Source organism: Lentimonas sp. CC4 (genome assembly GCF_902728235.1).
Classification (GTDB): domain Bacteria; phylum Verrucomicrobiota; class Verrucomicrobiia; order Opitutales; family Coraliomargaritaceae; genus Lentimonas.
On sequence record NZ_CACVBO010000002.1, the window covers coordinates 1 to 16377 of the forward strand.

12 protein-coding genes are annotated in these 16377 nt (G+C 51.2%); 5 read left to right on the forward strand and 7 right to left on the reverse strand.

The window, feature by feature from the left end; all coding sequences use genetic code 11:
* The 5 genes from GZZ87_RS17035 to GZZ87_RS17050 form a co-directional block, all read left to right on the forward strand.
* Window positions 1-662, forward strand: a 662-nt coding sequence (locus GZZ87_RS17035) for a CHAD domain-containing protein (RefSeq protein WP_162071477.1), incomplete at its 5' end; no start/stop codon positions are given.
* Window positions 640-1377 carry an AAA family ATPase gene (locus GZZ87_RS17040; RefSeq protein ID WP_178092140.1) on the forward strand — a complete coding sequence of 246 codons (738 nt, stop codon included), beginning with the start codon at window positions 640-642 and terminating at the stop codon, window positions 1375-1377. The genes GZZ87_RS17035 and GZZ87_RS17040, both read left to right, overlap by 23 nt.
* Before the next feature lie 4 nt (window positions 1378-1381).
* On the forward strand, window positions 1382-1720 hold the full coding sequence (locus GZZ87_RS17045; protein WP_244654006.1) for a hypothetical protein: 339 nt from the start codon (window positions 1382-1384) through the stop codon (window positions 1718-1720).
* Window positions 1698-1847, forward strand: a complete 150-nt coding sequence (locus GZZ87_RS19805) for a hypothetical protein (protein WP_244654007.1) — start codon at window positions 1698-1700, stop codon at window positions 1845-1847. Before GZZ87_RS17045 ends, GZZ87_RS19805 begins: the two co-directional genes overlap by 23 nt.
* Window positions 1840-2220, forward strand: a complete 381-nt coding sequence (locus GZZ87_RS17050) for an NUDIX domain-containing protein (protein WP_162028313.1) — start codon at window positions 1840-1842, stop codon at window positions 2218-2220. Before GZZ87_RS19805 ends, GZZ87_RS17050 begins: the two co-directional genes overlap by 8 nt.
* Before the next feature lie 733 nt (window positions 2221-2953).
* On the opposite strand, the gene GZZ87_RS17055 is transcribed toward GZZ87_RS17050, so the two are convergent.
* The 7 genes from GZZ87_RS17055 to GZZ87_RS17085 form a co-directional block, all read right to left on the reverse strand.
* Complete coding sequence (locus GZZ87_RS17055; RefSeq protein WP_162028314.1) at window positions 2954-4369, reverse strand: alpha-L-fucosidase; 1416 nt, start codon at window positions 4367-4369, stop codon at window positions 2954-2956.
* A gap of 592 nt (window positions 4370-4961) precedes the next feature.
* Entirely contained in the window at window positions 4962-7457 is a 2496-nt protein-coding gene (locus GZZ87_RS17060; protein ID WP_162028315.1) for a glycoside hydrolase family 95 protein, read from the reverse strand.
* Window positions 7458-7478: 21 nt separating this feature from the next.
* Window positions 7479-8816, reverse strand: a complete 1338-nt coding sequence (locus GZZ87_RS17065) for a Gfo/Idh/MocA family oxidoreductase (RefSeq protein WP_162028316.1) — start codon at window positions 8814-8816, stop codon at window positions 7479-7481.
* Between the two features lie 207 nt (window positions 8817-9023).
* Complete coding sequence (locus GZZ87_RS17070; RefSeq protein ID WP_162028317.1) at window positions 9024-11477, reverse strand: glycoside hydrolase family 95 protein; 2454 nt, start codon at window positions 11475-11477, stop codon at window positions 9024-9026.
* Between the two features lie 372 nt (window positions 11478-11849).
* A complete protein-coding gene (locus GZZ87_RS17075) occupies window positions 11850-12485 on the reverse strand; it encodes a response regulator transcription factor (protein WP_162028318.1) in 636 nt (211 codons plus the stop codon).
* A 2-nt stretch (window positions 12486-12487) separates the two neighbouring features.
* Window positions 12488-14734, reverse strand: a complete 2247-nt coding sequence (locus GZZ87_RS17080) for an ATP-binding protein (protein WP_162028319.1) — start codon at window positions 14732-14734, stop codon at window positions 12488-12490.
* Window positions 14735-14826: 92 nt separating this feature from the next.
* The gene (locus GZZ87_RS17085) at window positions 14827-16044 is read right to left on the reverse strand and encodes a putative glycoside hydrolase (RefSeq protein ID WP_162028320.1); all 1218 of its coding nucleotides are present in this window, start codon (window positions 16042-16044) and stop codon (window positions 14827-14829) included.
* Between the last annotated feature and the right edge of the window lie 333 nt (window positions 16045-16377).

The following is a 16377-nucleotide window of genomic DNA, read 5'->3' on the forward strand; positions in this document are numbered from 1 at the left end:
ATCGCGAAGAGATCCCCGCGTGCCTGAGCCCAGGGCTCGACCGTCTTTTTAAAGATTTCCGTCTAGAACGTCGCCGTGTGATTCGCTCGATACAGCAACACTTTCAATCACCTGCGTATTTGAAACAAATCGCAGCGCAGCAATCGTGGCTCAGTGCCGCCGAGCAATCGACGGGTGCCCGCAGCACTTTGCCGATCGAAAAAGTCGCCTCCAAAGAGATACTCAAGCACTACAAGCTGATACGCAAGGAAGGCATGGCAATCACCCCAGAGACGCCTGATGAGGCGGTGCACGAATTACGCATCGAATGTAAAAAATTACGCTACTTGCTAGAGTTATTCGCCTCTTTATACGGCCCCGCCGATTTGAAGCCTATTCTGAAGCGCTTACGCGGCTTACAGAATGTCTTAGGCGATTTCAACGACTACTCCGTGCAGACTGAATCCATGCTGGAGTATCTCAACAGCGCGAAACAACTAGACAAGGCATCTGCCGCTGCCGTTGGTGGACTGATCGCAGTCTTAAACGACAGGCAACGACAAGCTCGAAGCCATGTGACCGAGCGCTTCCTACAGTTTAGCGATGGCAAGATGAGCGAGCGCTTCAAACGACTATTCACCACAGGAAAAGACGCAAATAATGAGTGTTATTGCATGTTATAGTAGCAAAGGAGGCGTGGGTAAAACATCCACCTCAGTCAATCTCGCCTACGCATCGGCCAAAGCCGGTAAGCGCACCCTACTGATCGATCTCGATCAGCAAGGCGCCTCAACCTTCTATTTCCGAATGCGCGCGCCTAAGAAACACAGCGTCGCTTCATTGATAGCAGATAAAAGCGACGGCACGAAAGCCATACGTGAGACGGACTATCTGGGGCTGCACTTACTCCCAGCTCACCTATCGTATCGCAACTTTGACCTACTACTGGAGGGGATGAAGCGCTCTAAGCGTCGCCTCGCCGAATTTGTCAAAGAAGTCGGACAAGGGTATGACCACATCATCCTCGATTGCCCGCCGACTCTCAGCCTCGTGGCAGAGAATATTTTCCGTGCAGCCGACATTATATTGATCCCTGTAGTGCCTACGACACTATCTGAGCGCACCTATGAACAGCTTCAGGCCTTCTTTGACTGCAGGAACTACAAAAGTAAGAAGCTGCGCCCCTTCTTCTCAATGGTCGATCGCCGCAAACGGATGCACCAAGCCACCATCCAATCCATGCGCGGCACTGAGAGACGCATCTTGACCGCCGAGATCCCCTACAGTGCGGAAGTCGAGGCCATGGGCATGCATCGCGAGCCTTTGCTACATTTCTCACCAAACCATAAAGCTAGCATTGCCTTTCATGCGCTCTGGGGTGAAATCGGGAGAATCTAAGATTATGAGTGCCTGTATCGAAATCGAACGAAAGTTTTTAATCCCACGCCCTCCGGCGCTCGAAGGCGTGCCCAGCACCCAGCTGCGCCAAGGCTATATTGCCACGGGATCGACTGAGGTGCGGCTACGCGATGCCGATGGCAGCTATACCCTGACCTGTAAGCGTGGCGATGGACTGGTGCGGCGCGAAGAAGAAATCGAAATCGATGCGGCACAGTTCAATGCACTGTGGACACTCACAGAAGGCCAGCGCATCGAAAACACGCTACCGTATTCCGCAAGGCGAGTTATTGATCGAATTGGACGTCTATCACGACAGCTTGTCTCCTCTCATCGTTGCTGAAGTCGAGTTCAAGTCCGAAGCCGCCAGCGCATCCTTTTCCCTACCCGACTACTTCGGCGACGAAGTGACCGAGGACAAACGCTACAAAAACAAAACCCTAGCCCTCGAAGGCATCCCACATGGATAGTTATCAAGTCGGCGTCTTCCCCTATACTGAAGACGGCAAAGTCGTGCTCATCAAGACACGCGATGGCGACTACTGGATCTTCCCCAAAGGCCATGTCGAGAAAGGCCGCAAAGATCATATCGTCGCCGAGGAGGAAGCTTTCGAAGAAGCTGGCATATTGGGGAAAATCGATCCCCACAGTTTATGCTTTAATACCGTCTCCTCAAAATCGAAGCAACTCTGCCTCTATCCGATGCGTGTCAAAAAAGTGCTCAGTAAATGGCCTGAGCGCAACGAACGCGAGCGAGTGATCGTATCCATAAGCAAAGCCGAAAAGCTACTCGAAGAAGACCTACGCGAGGTGCTGAAAAGTATGGCTAAGAAGTATTTGTAATCGGGAAAGCGACACTGGCCTAAGCCTTAGAGGTCTCGCGATTGAGATCATTCCTGATATACGATGTGGACATAACATGCCCCTCCGTCTGAGCCTCACGACAAGCCCAGACACCTCCTTTTGATAGCATATCCTTATATACTAGCACGCATCATGGTTTGTGAAAAGTGCCGCGGCTCTGAGGTAGATCTTGGTTGCTTGGGGAGGGACGGCCTCCGCTGCCTGCTGCGTTCTACGCTGCCGTCAGCCGAGCCTCAGCACTCAACCAAAGCACCGGCACACCGCAAGACGAGGCGGAGGTAGATCTTGGTTGCTTGGGGAGGGACGGCCTCCGCTGCCTGCTGCGTTCTACGCTGCCGTCAGCCGAGCCTCAGCACTCAACCAAAGCACCGGCACACCGCAAGACGAGGCGGAGGTAGATCTTGGTTGATTGGGGGGGACGGCCTCCGCGCCGTCAGCCGAGCCTCAGCACTCAACCAAAGCACCGGCACACCGCAAGACGAGGCGGAGCTCGTCCCTCCCGAATGTGTTGTGTCGATAAATCACAGAACATGATGCGCCTCAGTATATAAATTGATGCCGATGAAGTTAGCGGTAGATAACTCCTTCCCTGCGAAGGGAAGAAGTTAAATGGCTCGATTGCGCAAATCTCCTACGAGACAGTCACAAAAAAGCTGCCTCACCCTCAGGCCGTAGCAGAGGGAGAGGCAGCGTTCTGAAAGAATAAAAGACCTTACAACGAGACCTTCAGCACTGATGCGTAAGGATCCAAAGGCTTAGACGGTAGCGTCACTACTAGTGTCTCACCGGCTTGATCGAAGTCAGCAGCAGATCCGTTGGCCAAGAAGCTCACTGCTTGTGCTTTTGCAGGGAGCCCTTCGATGCTGATGCTGCCGGACTCAGGCCATTCGAGGATATGCAGGTAGAGCGTCTTACCATCCTTACTGACGGTGCAGTTGCCCCATTCTGGGCGATAAGAAAGTGGGTTACGACGTGTGTCGAAAATCGATTCGCCATTCACCTTGAGCCAATCACCAATGACGCCATACAGGCGCACGGCTTCGGGATCGATCTCGCCGTTGCCCATTGGTCCGTTATTGAGCAGGTAGTTGCCACCAGCGCACACGGTGCTGACGAGGCGGTGAATCATCTCTTCTTCTGTGTGATATTGGTGGTTCCCTTTGGTTTTATAGCCGTAAGAGGTGCTCACACTGTCCGGAGATTCGAAATAGAGTGGCAAGTTCTGGGTGGGCACTTCCTTGTCGCCCACTGAGATATAGTCGAAAAGTTCTAAATTTTCCTGTAATACCTTGTTTCTGCCCTTTTGGATCAGACGAGAATTGATCACACAGTCCGGACGATATTTACGGACGATATCGGTAAACTGCTTCGCCCGCTCAAAGGTCATTTGGATCGGTGTATCGAACCAGACCAAGTCGATCTCATAGTTTTTCATCAATTCCTCGACTTGAGGCAGACTCTTTTCCTGTAGGTATTTATCGAAATCTGGCTTAAATCCTTTCGGGATTTCCGGGTGCATCACACTCAGTTTGGTGCGGCGACGCATCATCACCGGCGCATCGGGCTCATCCCAATCCTGAGCCTGTGAGTAGTAGACGCCAAACTTCAGACCCGCGCGGTGACAGGCTTCGCTTAGTTCTTTGATGATATCGCGCTTAAACGGTGTAGCATCCACCATGTTGAAATCGCTGACTGCGGAATCATACAGCGCGAAACCATCGTGGTGCTTCGATGTGATGACGACATACTTCATGCCATTATCCTTGAAGATCTTTACCCACTCATCCGCATCGAAATTGACCGGATTAAAGGTCAGGGCGACCTCGCGGTATTCATCGGCTGATATTTTAGCATCGGCCCAAATCCACTCAGCGTATTTGGGGCCTTGAGCCTTACCCTTATAGGCGCCCTCTAAAACAGAATAGACACCGAAGTGAATAAAAGCACCGAACTTCGCATCGTAGAACCACTTCTCATTGCGAGCGATCGAATCCGGGGTTTGTTTGAGGCTAGCGTCGAAACGATATTCGTAGCTGCTCTCATCGATTTTTTCTTCTGCTTGAAGCGGCGCAATGCTGGCAACGAGTGCTGCAAAAAGGGCTGAACTGGATAATAGTAGATCTTTCATAAATCGCGTATTCTACCCGCAAGTCGCCCTCAGTGTCTACTGGTCATTTGACCATTGGGGCATTTCTTATTCTACCTGTCTGATTGACTCAAGTGCTCTCTAGATCTAGCGCTTGCACCTTTTGGGGCAGATCTTAGTCGGACCCTATTTTGTAGATTAGAGTTCAAATGATCGGCGGTTCGCATCCTCTATTCGCGAAGATTTGTGTGATTCGTAGTTAAAAAGACAGGGCAATCGCACCGAACCGATGTATTCTAACTACGAATACCACGAATCTACGCGAATGATCATGATCCTGAAGCCTAGCTGGACGGCTAAATCTATCCCTGTAAGATGGTTCTTGTTCTCTGTAGATCTGAGTCTTGCACGGGTCGAGAGACTTTGCACTTTCGAGGACTACCAGTGCAGGCAATTCATTTCGGTTTTCGTCGTTCCACTAGATGTGCTACCTACTTGAGTGAATCAGCTAGGTAGGTTTCTGATTCTGTCGCTCATCAGGAATTGTGATTCCCTTCTCAACACACTCGGCAGGTGCACATGAGCTACGGCACTTTTACAAATTATTCTGCGTGCGCAGTATAGCGCGCGTGGTCTAATTGATCTCGGGCCAGACCTTCGACTGCCCCTTCTTTAGAGAGATCACAGGACTCAATTGACCTCCTGAGTAGATTCGGAATGACCCCGTTTGTGTCGCGTGAATCGTCGCCTCAGTCAACTTGCTATCTGCCCATTCGAGATCGACATCGAAGCCACCCCGGGCACGGAGTCCTTTGACGCTGCCTTCGGGCCAAGCCGACGGCAATGCCGGTAGCAGGTCTAGAATATACGGAGCGTCTACCAAATTGTCCGGCGGCACGACTGCGACAAAGTGCCCCGCTCGGGTTGGATCTTCTCGATACGCAACGAACACTGCCTCCTCGATCGAATCAGCTGAAGCGTCGATACTGCGTAGATGACTCTGCAACAGCAATTCGGGGAGTGCGGCACCGCCGCCAAAGTTCGCGTCGATTTGAAAAGTCGTCCCTCCGTTCAGGAGGTTGGGGCTGCCCCGTTCGCCAACAATCAAGTCGTTGTAATAGTTAAGTGCTTCATCCCCGTTGCGTAAGCGAGCCCAGCAGGCGGCTCTCCAAGCCGCTTTCCAGCCACCAAAGCCAACGCGTATCTTGAGCTCTGTTGCACAGGCCTCTGCGAGTTCGGGCGTGGCCAGCGGCGAGAAGTCGCGCCCTGGGTGCAACGCAATCATGTGAGAGAGGTGTCTGTGGTCGACTTCGTAGCCATCCCAATCGTCTGGCCATTCTTGAATGTGGCCTTTGTCGTTAATTTTCTGAGCAGCGAGTTGTGGGATAAACTCCCGTAAGGTTTGGCGAAACTCGGCATCACGATCCAAAATCAGCGATGCCTCGATGCAATCAGTAAACAAATTCACCAATAATTGCTGATCATAACTCGCTCCCCAAGACTGCTTGTTTAATTTCCCATATTCTTCGATCAGGAAATAATTCTCAGGCGACCACGTCGGATACACAACGAGTGAACCATCTCGCCACGGAGCAAGGTGCTCGAGAAAGAACTCTGCTGCACCTTTTAAAATGGGATAGGACTCCTCGAGGTAGGCGCGATCTTGATTGAAGGCATAGTGCTCAAACAAATGCTGGGCCAACCAGTGACTCCCTTGCTGTAGCCTGCGCCCATGCGGATTTTGAGCCGCAAACCCGAAAATGTTACCATTCAACCCGACTGACCAGCCGTTCTCCACTCCGAAGGTTCCCAGTGCGCTATGTTGCCCAGATTCCGCCAGCACCTTAGTCCATTGCAAGAAGGGAGCGAAGCTCTCGGGTAGATTCGCAGTCTCGACCATCCAGTAATTCATCTGGACGTTAATATCGTTGTGATAGTCACAATTCCACCACGGAGACAGCAGCGTATTCCAGAGCCCTTGCAAGTTGGTCGGCACTGGCGCATCTCGCGAAGCGCTGATCTGCAAATAGCGTGCATAATCGAAATAGAGTTTGTGTGCCTCTCGTGGATCACCCTCTTTGACTAAGAGATCGGTTGAGAGCCCTGAAGATTCCACTCCGAGGTCAAGCTCCACGCGCTGCATCAAGACCTGCACGTCAGACGTGTGCTTTTGCTTCAGCGCGGCATAGCCGATTGCTTCCGCCTGTTCCAAGGTTCGTAGCGTATCTCCCTCATAGTCGCGGCCTTTAAATTCCGGATAATTCGGCAAATAGTCCGTATAGCCTGTAACGTAGAGGACCACTTCCCTCGCATCACTGATCTGTAATGTGCCGTCGGCATTCGCTTCGACCAGAGCATCTCCCGCATCAACTCGGACTGTTTGCATAAACGCCATGTCATCACGAGTCATCGAGGAAAAACCGCGCAGCACTATCTCACGATCGTTAGATATGACTGTGCTATTTTCATGAGCGGTGATCACGTTCAATTTCAGATCCATCGTTCCACCGTTCGCAGTAAAGCGTGCGACGAACAAGTCATCTGGATGACTACAGAAATATTCACGGGTGTAGGTGACGTCGCCGAGCTTATATTGCACGCGACCGATGCCGGTAGAAATGTCTAGACTGCGTTGATACTCCTGCGCTGCGCTCGGATCATGCCCGGTCTGTATTTCAAGATCAGCCATCGGTGCGTAATTCCCCAAGCCTTGCTTCGAGGCGAGATACTGAGTGCCCAGAGTCTCAGCAGCGTCTTCGCCGGTGCCGAACCTGCCTTCACGGATCGCACGCCTCACCTCTTCGAGGTGTTCTTTTCCGTTTACAGGTGTCCCAGACTGTCTGAATGCAGTTTCACCTCGAGTCGCATTCATCCACAGGGTGATGTCATTGAACACCAGATATTCCAAATCGACACAGCCAGAAAACATCGCACCGAGGCGCCCGTTGCCCAATGGTAGGGCCTCAGTCATAAAACGATTATTGATCTTCGATCGAGGCTTCGAGTGATCCAAGCGCTTCAGCTTATCTGCAATCGGTTGATTGTAATGTAAGACGGAACCGGTCGCTGTCGCCCCACAGAGACTGACAATGAACAACAGAGAGGTGATATAGACAACTGGATTCATCATGATACCTGCCCTTCGATTTACTTAAACTACGCGAAAACCTTCCCTCGCTTCTACCTGTAAGAGTGCGTTGGCTTCATCATTATTTTTAATCGTCATCGTCTTCGGATCATAATCAATCGCCTTGCCTGTGCGGATTGCCAAAGTGCCCAGCGCGATGGTTTCTGTCAGTGGTCCTGCGTAATCAAAACTAGAACCAGGCTTAGGGCCTTCTCCCTTGATCGCACGGATCCATTCATCCATCTGCGAGCCCTTAATGCGTGGATATTTTTTTGCTGGGCGCATCGACGGTGTTGTGCGAAAGGACTGCCATAGCGATTCGGGTAACAGACGCGGACTTTCTGGACGCATGCGCGGATGGTAGATAATTCCCTTGGAACCAATAATCATCAAACCACCTTCCTGGTGCGGCGTGACGTCACCACCTAGTAACTTTAACTGTGGTGGCTTCTTCGGCCCCTCATACCATGTCATGGGCACATCCTTCTTAGCGGTCTTTGAGTAGCAGGTGTATTTCACCACGGCTCCTTCTGGTGTGTAAATTGGATTTACATGATCCAGCTCAACATCGACCCGCGTCGGGATATCCATGTCCAATGCCCAAAAAGGTGAATCGAGTGTGTGGCAACCGATATCGCCAAGCGCACCCATTCCAAACTTCCACCAACCACGCCAGTAGACCGGATGAAAGGCTTTCGGCGCGTAGTCTGGTGCATCCACAACTGGGCCCACCCAGAGATCCCAATCCACATTTCTCGGCACGGGCGCTGGTTTCGGATATTCCTTACGCTCACCGCGGAACCCTACGCCCTTCTTCGGACGATTCGTCCAAGCAACGACTTCCTGAACCTCTCCGATCAATCCTGCCTCATACCATTCTCGTATTAAACGGATCCCCTCAAAGGCGTGCCCCTGATTGCCCATTTGAGTCACGACGCCAGTTTCTTCAGCGTATGCCATCAGCTGGCGCACTTCACTGATGCTATGTGCCAGCGGCTTTTGCACATGCACGTGCTTACCTAGACTCATTGCCATCAGTGTCGCATGAAAGTGAGTGTGATCGGGAGTCGATATCACGACTCCATCAATCTCATCCTTCATCTCATTGAGCATGATGCGGTAATCCTTATACGCTTTGGCCGAATATTTCTTTTTCGCAGCCTGGAGTGGCTTACTATCAATGTCACACACGGCAACGATCTTCGCTCCCTTGATGCCGCCGACATCATGTTTGCCGCGGCCACCCACTCCGATGCAGGCAAGACGTGGCTCGTTGGAGCTAGTCGTCGTATTTGCGCCAGCAAAGAATGTAAATCCGGCATATGCGCCGACGCTAGTAGTAATAAATTTTCTGCGATTCATAATTTAAAATTGGTTAAGTATTCCTATGCGAATTGAGAAACAATGTCCTGATTATGCCCGATCATCTGTTGTGATTTTCGTAGTCGAGTTCCTTTAGGTGCTCGACCGACACGGCCGTTGCGACCATTTGCTGTAAGCGGGTGGCCACCTAAAGGAAGCCACCTAGGCGTTTATAAATAGAGAACATACCCTCGCTGAGCTTAGGAATTATAAGAGACCTTTCAGGTCATAGCTCTCGTTTGGTTTGGTTTGGAGAATCACCTCTTTATCACTGTAACGGATTATGCATGGCTGGCCGCGCTTCGAACGAAGCTTAGCTGCAATGAGCTTGCCGTCTCTCCACGCGATATCGACTTCGAAGCCGCCACGTGCCACGAGTCCCTGCACCGAACCATCGACCCATGCCTGTGGTAAAGCAGGTAGCAGAACGATCGCTGGGAGTCCTTCATTGGCTTGCTCATGTGACTGAAGTAACATTTCAGCAATGCCAGCGGTCGCACCAAAGTTACCATCGATCTGGAATGGCGGGTGCGTATCTAGCAAATTTGAAAAGGTCGATTTAGCTAGGAGTGCTTGGATATTCTCCTGACACTTATTGCCATCCAATAGACGGGCATAGAAGTTGATGATCCATGCACGACTCCAGCCAGTATGACCGCCACCATTTGCCAAGCGGCCGTCAATCGTCTTGCGAGCAGCTGCTGCCCATTCAGGGGTCGTGCCTGGTGAGATTTGCCAAGAAGGATGCAGCGCATAGAGGTGCGAGATATGACGGTGCCCCTTGGTCGCTTCTTCTAGTCCCTCAGCCCATTCCAACACGCGGCCATCATCGCCGATCTTCACCGGCGCGTCCAATCGTGCACGCAGTGCGATTAATTGCTCCCTGAAAGCTGCGTCGGTATTTAGAATTTCTGACGCGAGAATCGTATGGGTAAACAATTCATAGATAATCTGCTGATCCATCGCAGGCCCCATTGAGAGCGATCCACGGCTGCCGTCCGGCGCTTTGATATTGTTCTCCGGCGACGTGGTCGGGCCGCTGACCAATTTACCCGTTGCAGGATCTTCCACTAGGAAATCAACGAAGAACTCGCAGGACTCCTTCATGATTGGATAGGCACGTGTTTCAAGAAACTCACGATCGCCTGTGTAGAGCCAGTTCTCCCAAAATTGACGTAGACACCATGCTGGCCCCGTCACCCACATGCCGAACCGTGGGTTACCGAAGAGCCACGTGTTCCCCCAAATGTCAGAGGTATGCCCTGCGACAAATCCGTCGCAGTCAAACATGGTGCGCGCCGTCGTGCGACCGCTCGGCACCAAAGACTCGATGTAATCAAAGAATGGCTGGTGACATTCAGCCAAATTGGTCGGCTGAACCATCCAGTAATTCATCTGAATGTTGATGTTAATATGGAAATCCGCATTCCAAGGTGGCTTGAAGCCATCCGCCCAAATGCCCTGCAAATTCGTTGCCGTGGTGCCAGGGCGAGAGCTAGAAATCATAAGGTAGCGACCATAATTGAAATAGGTAGTGATGAGCTGCAAGTCAGTGGCGCCTGCTTGAACTGCGGCCAGTCGCTCATCAGTAGGACGCTGCGCCGCGCTGTCTCCACCAAGCTGCAATTTGACTCGACGGTAGAGGCGACGGTGTTCTGCCAAATGGTCTTCGATGAGTTTCGAGTAGCTCTTCGCAGCTGCAGCAGTCAGTTGCTTTTGGCTGAGTGCCATCGGATCGTCCCCGCGAAAATCAGTTGCGGCGGTGATCAGAATGAGTGCGGAATCCGCCCCCTTCACTTGTAACTTACCTTTAGCCATGTTGACCGAGCCACCCTGTGGGATGACTTTCATGTGTGCCGCATACTCAGCGCCCTCGGCGTGAGAGGGAAATCCTTTGGTGTCACGAGGCTTGCCGTTGATGCTTCGAATCTGTCCATACATGACGACTCCATCATCACCCAGTGATTCAACGGTCGCGTGGTATTTGCGGTGCAATTCCGCATCGAAATCAAGCTTACCCGGCTGGTCGCAACTGATGCGCACGATGATCGCTTGATCCACGGGACTGGAGAAAATCTCACGCAAATAGCGGACACCATCCACCTCATACTGCACGCGTGCAACGGCCTCATCCAAATCTAGATCACGGCGATAGTTAGTCACCTTCTCTGCAGTCGGAAAGGTGAGCTCCAGATCTCCGAGCATTTGGTAGGTATGTGTGCCGGATGGAAAACGAGGGCTGAGGAACTTTCCCTTGATTAGCTTTTCAGCTGCAGCATACTTACCCGCAAAGATTAAGTCGCGCGCCTGCTGTATGACTTCAGGGCCATTTGGCTTATAGAAATCAATCGTAGCGCCCGACCAGAGCGAATCCTCGTTTAGCTGGATCCACTCGCGATTGACGCCACCATAGACCATGCCGCCCAAACGCCCGTTGCCGAATGGTAATGCCTCGTTCCAATCATGTGCTGGCTGCCGATACCACAAGGTCTCTAAAGATTCCGGAGCATCCGCCTGCCCGACTAGTTCACTGGCAGAATCTGCCAGCAGTTTCACTCGATAATCACCAAGCTTTTGTTTCGATGGCACTTGAGCCGAAATCGAAGTCATTAGCCCGGTGGCTAATCCGACTATTAAACAGCATACTTTGATTCTATTCATAATTAAATTTTGAGGCACACGCATCAGCGAGTCAGTTCTAACAGACAGAACTGATACTATTGGCCCTCATTGATGACGAAACAAGTATTGTATCAAAATTCCTCGCCCACGACTACTGGCCATATGACCAGAAAAAACGCCGAAGTGCTTTACAGCACTTCGGCGCGGTCCGGTGTCGCCTCTCAAAACGCACCGATAATCACCTCCTAGATGATACCCATAAAAGTTGTGACTAAGTAGTGAGAAAAAACTTCTTACTGCAACTAGCTTAACAAAAAAACAAACGATTCTGCTACTGGTCAAATAGCCAGTTTCGTTGTTTTATTCTAAAACTCTAGCAGATAACGCCTGCGATCACCCAAAGAACTTCGCCTAGATAATCCCAGAGCGCAGCGCCTTGGCGACTGCACCGGACTGGGACTGCACTTGAAGTTTTCGGTAGATATTTTCTAAGTGAAAGGCAGCCGTGCGCCGACTGACGCCGAGTTCCGCCGCTATCTCTTTGACCGATAGATCCATCGCTAGTTGTTCCAACACTTGAACTTCGCGGCCAGAGAGATTGAAACTATCTTCGGCCGATGGCTTACGCATTTCATCGAGCACAATCTTTGCAACCGCAGGACTTAGAGCCGCGCCTCCCAGAAAGACTTGTTCCAAGCCTTTAATGATTTCCGGCCCGGTCGCTGTCTTCAATAAATAGCCCGCCGCACCCGCATCGAGCGCCTCCATGACCTTTTGTTTGTCTCTGAAAACGGTGATCACCATTACCGCAATGTCAGGAGCCAGCTCGGCCAGCTTACGTATCCCCTCTACGCCGCCCATACCTGGGAGGCCGAGATCCATTAAGATCAAGTCTGGATTCGCCTGTTTTTCAATCGCATCAAACAGCTCAACGCAGGAAGGAAAGACTCCCGTGCAGGTAATCCGCTCCTCTCCATTGAGCAGCCCTTTGAGCGTGCGGCGAAATCCCGCATCATCTTCGACGATCCATACGTTGATTGGTATCATAATTAGTTCGATGTTTTATAGGCCTTGTTCGGCTCTTTGGAAAGCGCTGTCAATGGAATCTTTAGAGTGATGGTCGTGCCCTCCCCCGGTCTGGAACTCAATTCCATTTCACCACTGATTTCCTGCGCACGTTGGCGCATGCTGCCGAGGCCCCAACCATCCGACGACGATTCAGGATCGAACCCGCATCCATTATCGCTGAATACCAGTTGTAACTGACGCCCTGTCACCGAGATTGCCACCCGAACTGCGCTTGCATTCGAATGACGCGCACAATTATGCACCGCTTCTTTGAAGAACATGATCAAGTGACGCTTAAAGGTTAGCGAGACCATCTCATTAGGACAATCCTCAGGAATCTCAATGCTGAGATCGACTCCGATCAAAACGCGCTCAGCCCGTTCAGCCATTTTTTGTATCAACATGGGCAGACGAATCGTGCCTTGATCGACCATCCAAACGACCTCGCGCAGCGAAGCGCATGCTTCTCGGGTAATCAGTGACAAATCAAACAGCCCTTCCTTCATTCGGTTACTTCGGGCGATGCCTTCCAACTGCCCCGCCATCAGCGAAATGCTCCCCAAATTACTGCCCACTTCATCATGTAGATCCGAATGGACTTGGCGGCGCAAACGGATCTCTGCGCTCTTCCGACTGCGCAACATGACCGCGGCAAAGGCTCCTCCCCCGATGGCTATCAAAAGGCCAACTCCCATCGCGGCACGCGCACGAATGTGCTTCCGGCGCTCAGTCAATAACAGGTGCTCCCCGTTGAGCATACCTAAACGTGCCTCATGCGACTTCCCCTTCGCCAATGATTGTAACCATTCGGTTAACAATAACACATTCCTCCCATCGACGCGTCCGTCCACCAGCACCCCCAAATCCGGAACCTCTTTGAGGCCACTATCCTTGAGTATGACATCCTGCCCCTTCGATAGGTTACGCCCTCTTAGCAAAATCTCGATTTCTCCGAGTGAAAACACGGCCTGTCCCTGATACACGGGGAAATCGTTACACACTATCTCCAACGCATCAAAGTATGCTCCCGCATCCGCAAGGCGTATCATATTGTTGCCTGGGTTCCCTGGCATTAACTGCGTTTTCAAAGGAAAACGCCGGTAGCGTCCACGGTTTGGTATTTTTACTAAACGATTAAAACTGATCGTATTTGGGAATCCGTAGCCTGGCACGTTGATCCCATCGGGACTGTGCCCTGGGAAAATATTAACTAATCCGAGCTGATCCTTTTCCGGCATTTCAATTCGGATAATCAATGGTGACTCCAACTTCGACGCGGGTAGCGCCCATGTAAAGTCTCCGTCCGTCCCATTTTTAGCCGAAAGCGGCATGCCCAGCGTATACCGAGGCGAGGCCAAATAGTCAGCGCCCCAATAAGGCGCCGACTCAAAGCTGGAGCTGACAGAAATATGCCTCGCCGGATGAATCTCTCCCATCCGAATCAGGTGCACTCGAGCCAGCGAGATGAACTCCAATCCGTTCTCCTCTTGACCGGAAAAAACCTCCAGTCTCAAGCCCTGCGAAAACGACTGCGTCGCATTCCATGCCGCCGATGCGCCCAAATCGTCCAATGCTTGCTTCGCGTCCTGCTCACCTAAGGGTTGTAATGCATCCAATCGATCCAACGCATCCTTCACGTCGTCCTCTCCCAATGCCTCCAATGCTAATAGAGACGGAAACTTAAAAAAAACTGGTCGCATGCCAGGATCAGGAAAGTCGCGCTCCGTCCAATCCACATAGACCTCGCCACGCTGCCCCCTTCTATTTACTGAACAAATACGGAAGCGCTTGGGAAATGCGTAACCTTTTAGTTCGGAAGAGCGCTGGTCAATCGATGGCACAATGGCCACTCCCAGAATGAGTCGGGTTTTAAGATTTGCATCAAAATCCAAGGTCCACAAGGGCAACTCAGGAACGCCTTCAACCGCTGGAATGTAATCGCTATGGTAGCCGAAGGTATCAAATTGCTTCGCAGGTTGCAGCGGCGCCAAGGCGTTTAACGCCTGAGTCTCCTGCTCAATCAACGCGTCCACCTCGTTCAAACGTGTGCCAATGCGGTAGAACGGCGTCTCTGGCGTCTCAGAGACGGGATGCATTACCGAAGGCTGCAACGGATCTGAAAAGCCCTCAAAGGCTTGTGCACTGCTGCTCAGGAGAACCAGCGCTGCAACGAAACGTCCGACCGCAGGAATGCACTCAACCAAAGAGCTTCTATTAAAGACTGACATGTCGTGCACCTGAATCACCTCATCTAGATAGCAGACAAATCGTGTTTATAAAAGATGCATTCCAGTGAATCCGCTAATGACCGTAGCTTTCATCACTCCCATGTAATCTTGGCCTCTCGAGTCTCGGTATTCACCCAGACGCTGGCATGCTCGAATTCGCGGGTAAACTCCCAGCCATCGGGATCCGGGCGACTGGGTGGGCCTTTAGGCGGCCCGAGCGGTTTGTGAAATTCCGGGTAATCGACCAGTGCGCCCGAACTTAACTTCCATCCCCAACTATACATGAAATACGAATACGGCTGCGCGCCGATGAGGTAACATGCCAGTGCAAACTCGACATTTTCCTTCGCCTCCTTAGGCATATTTGGTTTGAGATTCCTCCGGCCAGTGCCCTCTACGCCGAGACGAAAGACGGAGATTTTACCTTCCTTGGCATTTCGGTGCATATGTTTCCACTCGGCGAGTAGACTTTCCTTGCTCGATTTCGAACTCGCATAGTTTTCAAACATGATCGCATCACTCACGGGATATACATACCTGGCGCTCTCCGCATAGGCATTATTCGCAAGTAAGATCTTGTCTGCTCCCATCCTCTCTTTGAGAGCCGCCATCATCTCGCCCATGGCGACTTCAATCTCTGCCTTCTTGTCTTTACGCAAATCGGCAGAGCCGTGCATTTGATCAATAAAGGCACCATCGCAGCCTGATTCTCGGACACCTTTCGCAACAGTCTCGACCCACCATTCGCGGAAATCAGGATTCAATACATCGAAGCAAAACGCACCATAACGATCCGCATACTCTCCCGTCTTAGAATTGATAATGAGAAACGCTTTGTGATCAGGCCTAGACTCGATCTCCTGCTTGGTGAAATGCTGATTGTATGAGGTGTAAGGCCATGCATAGGCGGCGTTGAAATAAAACAGCACCTTGATCTTGGGATTTATTTTTTTAAAGGCCGCGGCCTCATGCTTGGCTCCTAACTCGGCCGCACCCAGTTTACCCATGCCATGTGATTTCTCAATACAGATAAAGCCCGATTGCCCGGCCATAAACTCCACTTGCTGCGAACTCAGCAAGCGGTTCTTATCGCCAAACATCAAATAGATCGGTGCAGTATCCCAACTGAATTCAGGGTAAAAGTCTTTCGACTCGAAGCGAGATCCACCACTGTTCTTTTGAGCGTGCTCATCCAGTTGACTGGCTTGTGAACTATTTGGAGTTTCGCCGTAAAGTGTCGTGTTTGAGTCAGCAACATTCACTGCCACAAGCGCAACAAAGAGACAGACCAGCTTATTAAATTGGTTCATGGGAGATGGGGGAATCAGACAGAAACATCCATACTAACAGATAAATGCAGAGTCCCCCATTACGTAAAAGCATTATTTTACGTCACTTTCTAATACCATGATGTGGCTTCAACTGCTAATACATTCTCTAAATCAGTGCTTCGTCGCGTGCAACTTCAGCCCAATGCCATTGCATAATATAGATGATATAACCGTTAAGCAGAAAACTAGATTGTCATATTTTCAATTTGGATGATTTCTAGCCCCAACGGGGCAACCTATATCAGCCCGGGGCAACGCCCCGGGAATTCAAGCCCCAGACAGCTAGCCCTAAAAGGGCGTTCTATTCGACAG

Coding starts and splice junctions, on each gene's coding strand:
- GZZ87_RS17040 (WP_178092140.1), top strand. CDS start 640: ATGAGTGTTATTGCATGTTATAGTAGCAAAGGAGGCGTGGGTAAAACA.
- GZZ87_RS17080 (WP_162028319.1), bottom strand. CDS start 14,734: ATGTCAGTCTTTAATAGAAGCTCTTTGGTTGAGTGCATTCCTGCGGTC.
- GZZ87_RS17065 (WP_162028316.1), bottom strand. CDS start 8,816: ATGAATCGCAGAAAATTTATTACTACTAGCGTCGGCGCATATGCCGGA.
- GZZ87_RS17075 (WP_162028318.1), bottom strand. CDS start 12,485: ATGATACCAATCAACGTATGGATCGTCGAAGATGATGCGGGATTTCGC.
- GZZ87_RS17055 (WP_162028314.1), bottom strand. CDS start 4,369: ATGAAAGATCTACTATTATCCAGTTCAGCCCTTTTTGCAGCACTCGTT.
- GZZ87_RS17085 (WP_162028320.1), bottom strand. CDS start 16,044: ATGAACCAATTTAATAAGCTGGTCTGTCTCTTTGTTGCGCTTGTGGCA.
- GZZ87_RS17060 (WP_162028315.1), bottom strand. CDS start 7,457: ATGATGAATCCAGTTGTCTATATCACCTCTCTGTTGTTCATTGTCAGT.
- GZZ87_RS17045 (WP_244654006.1), top strand. CDS start 1,382: ATGAGTGCCTGTATCGAAATCGAACGAAAGTTTTTAATCCCACGCCCT.
- GZZ87_RS17070 (WP_162028317.1), bottom strand. CDS start 11,477: ATGAATAGAATCAAAGTATGCTGTTTAATAGTCGGATTAGCCACCGGG.
- GZZ87_RS17050 (WP_162028313.1), top strand. CDS start 1,840: ATGGATAGTTATCAAGTCGGCGTCTTCCCCTATACTGAAGACGGCAAA.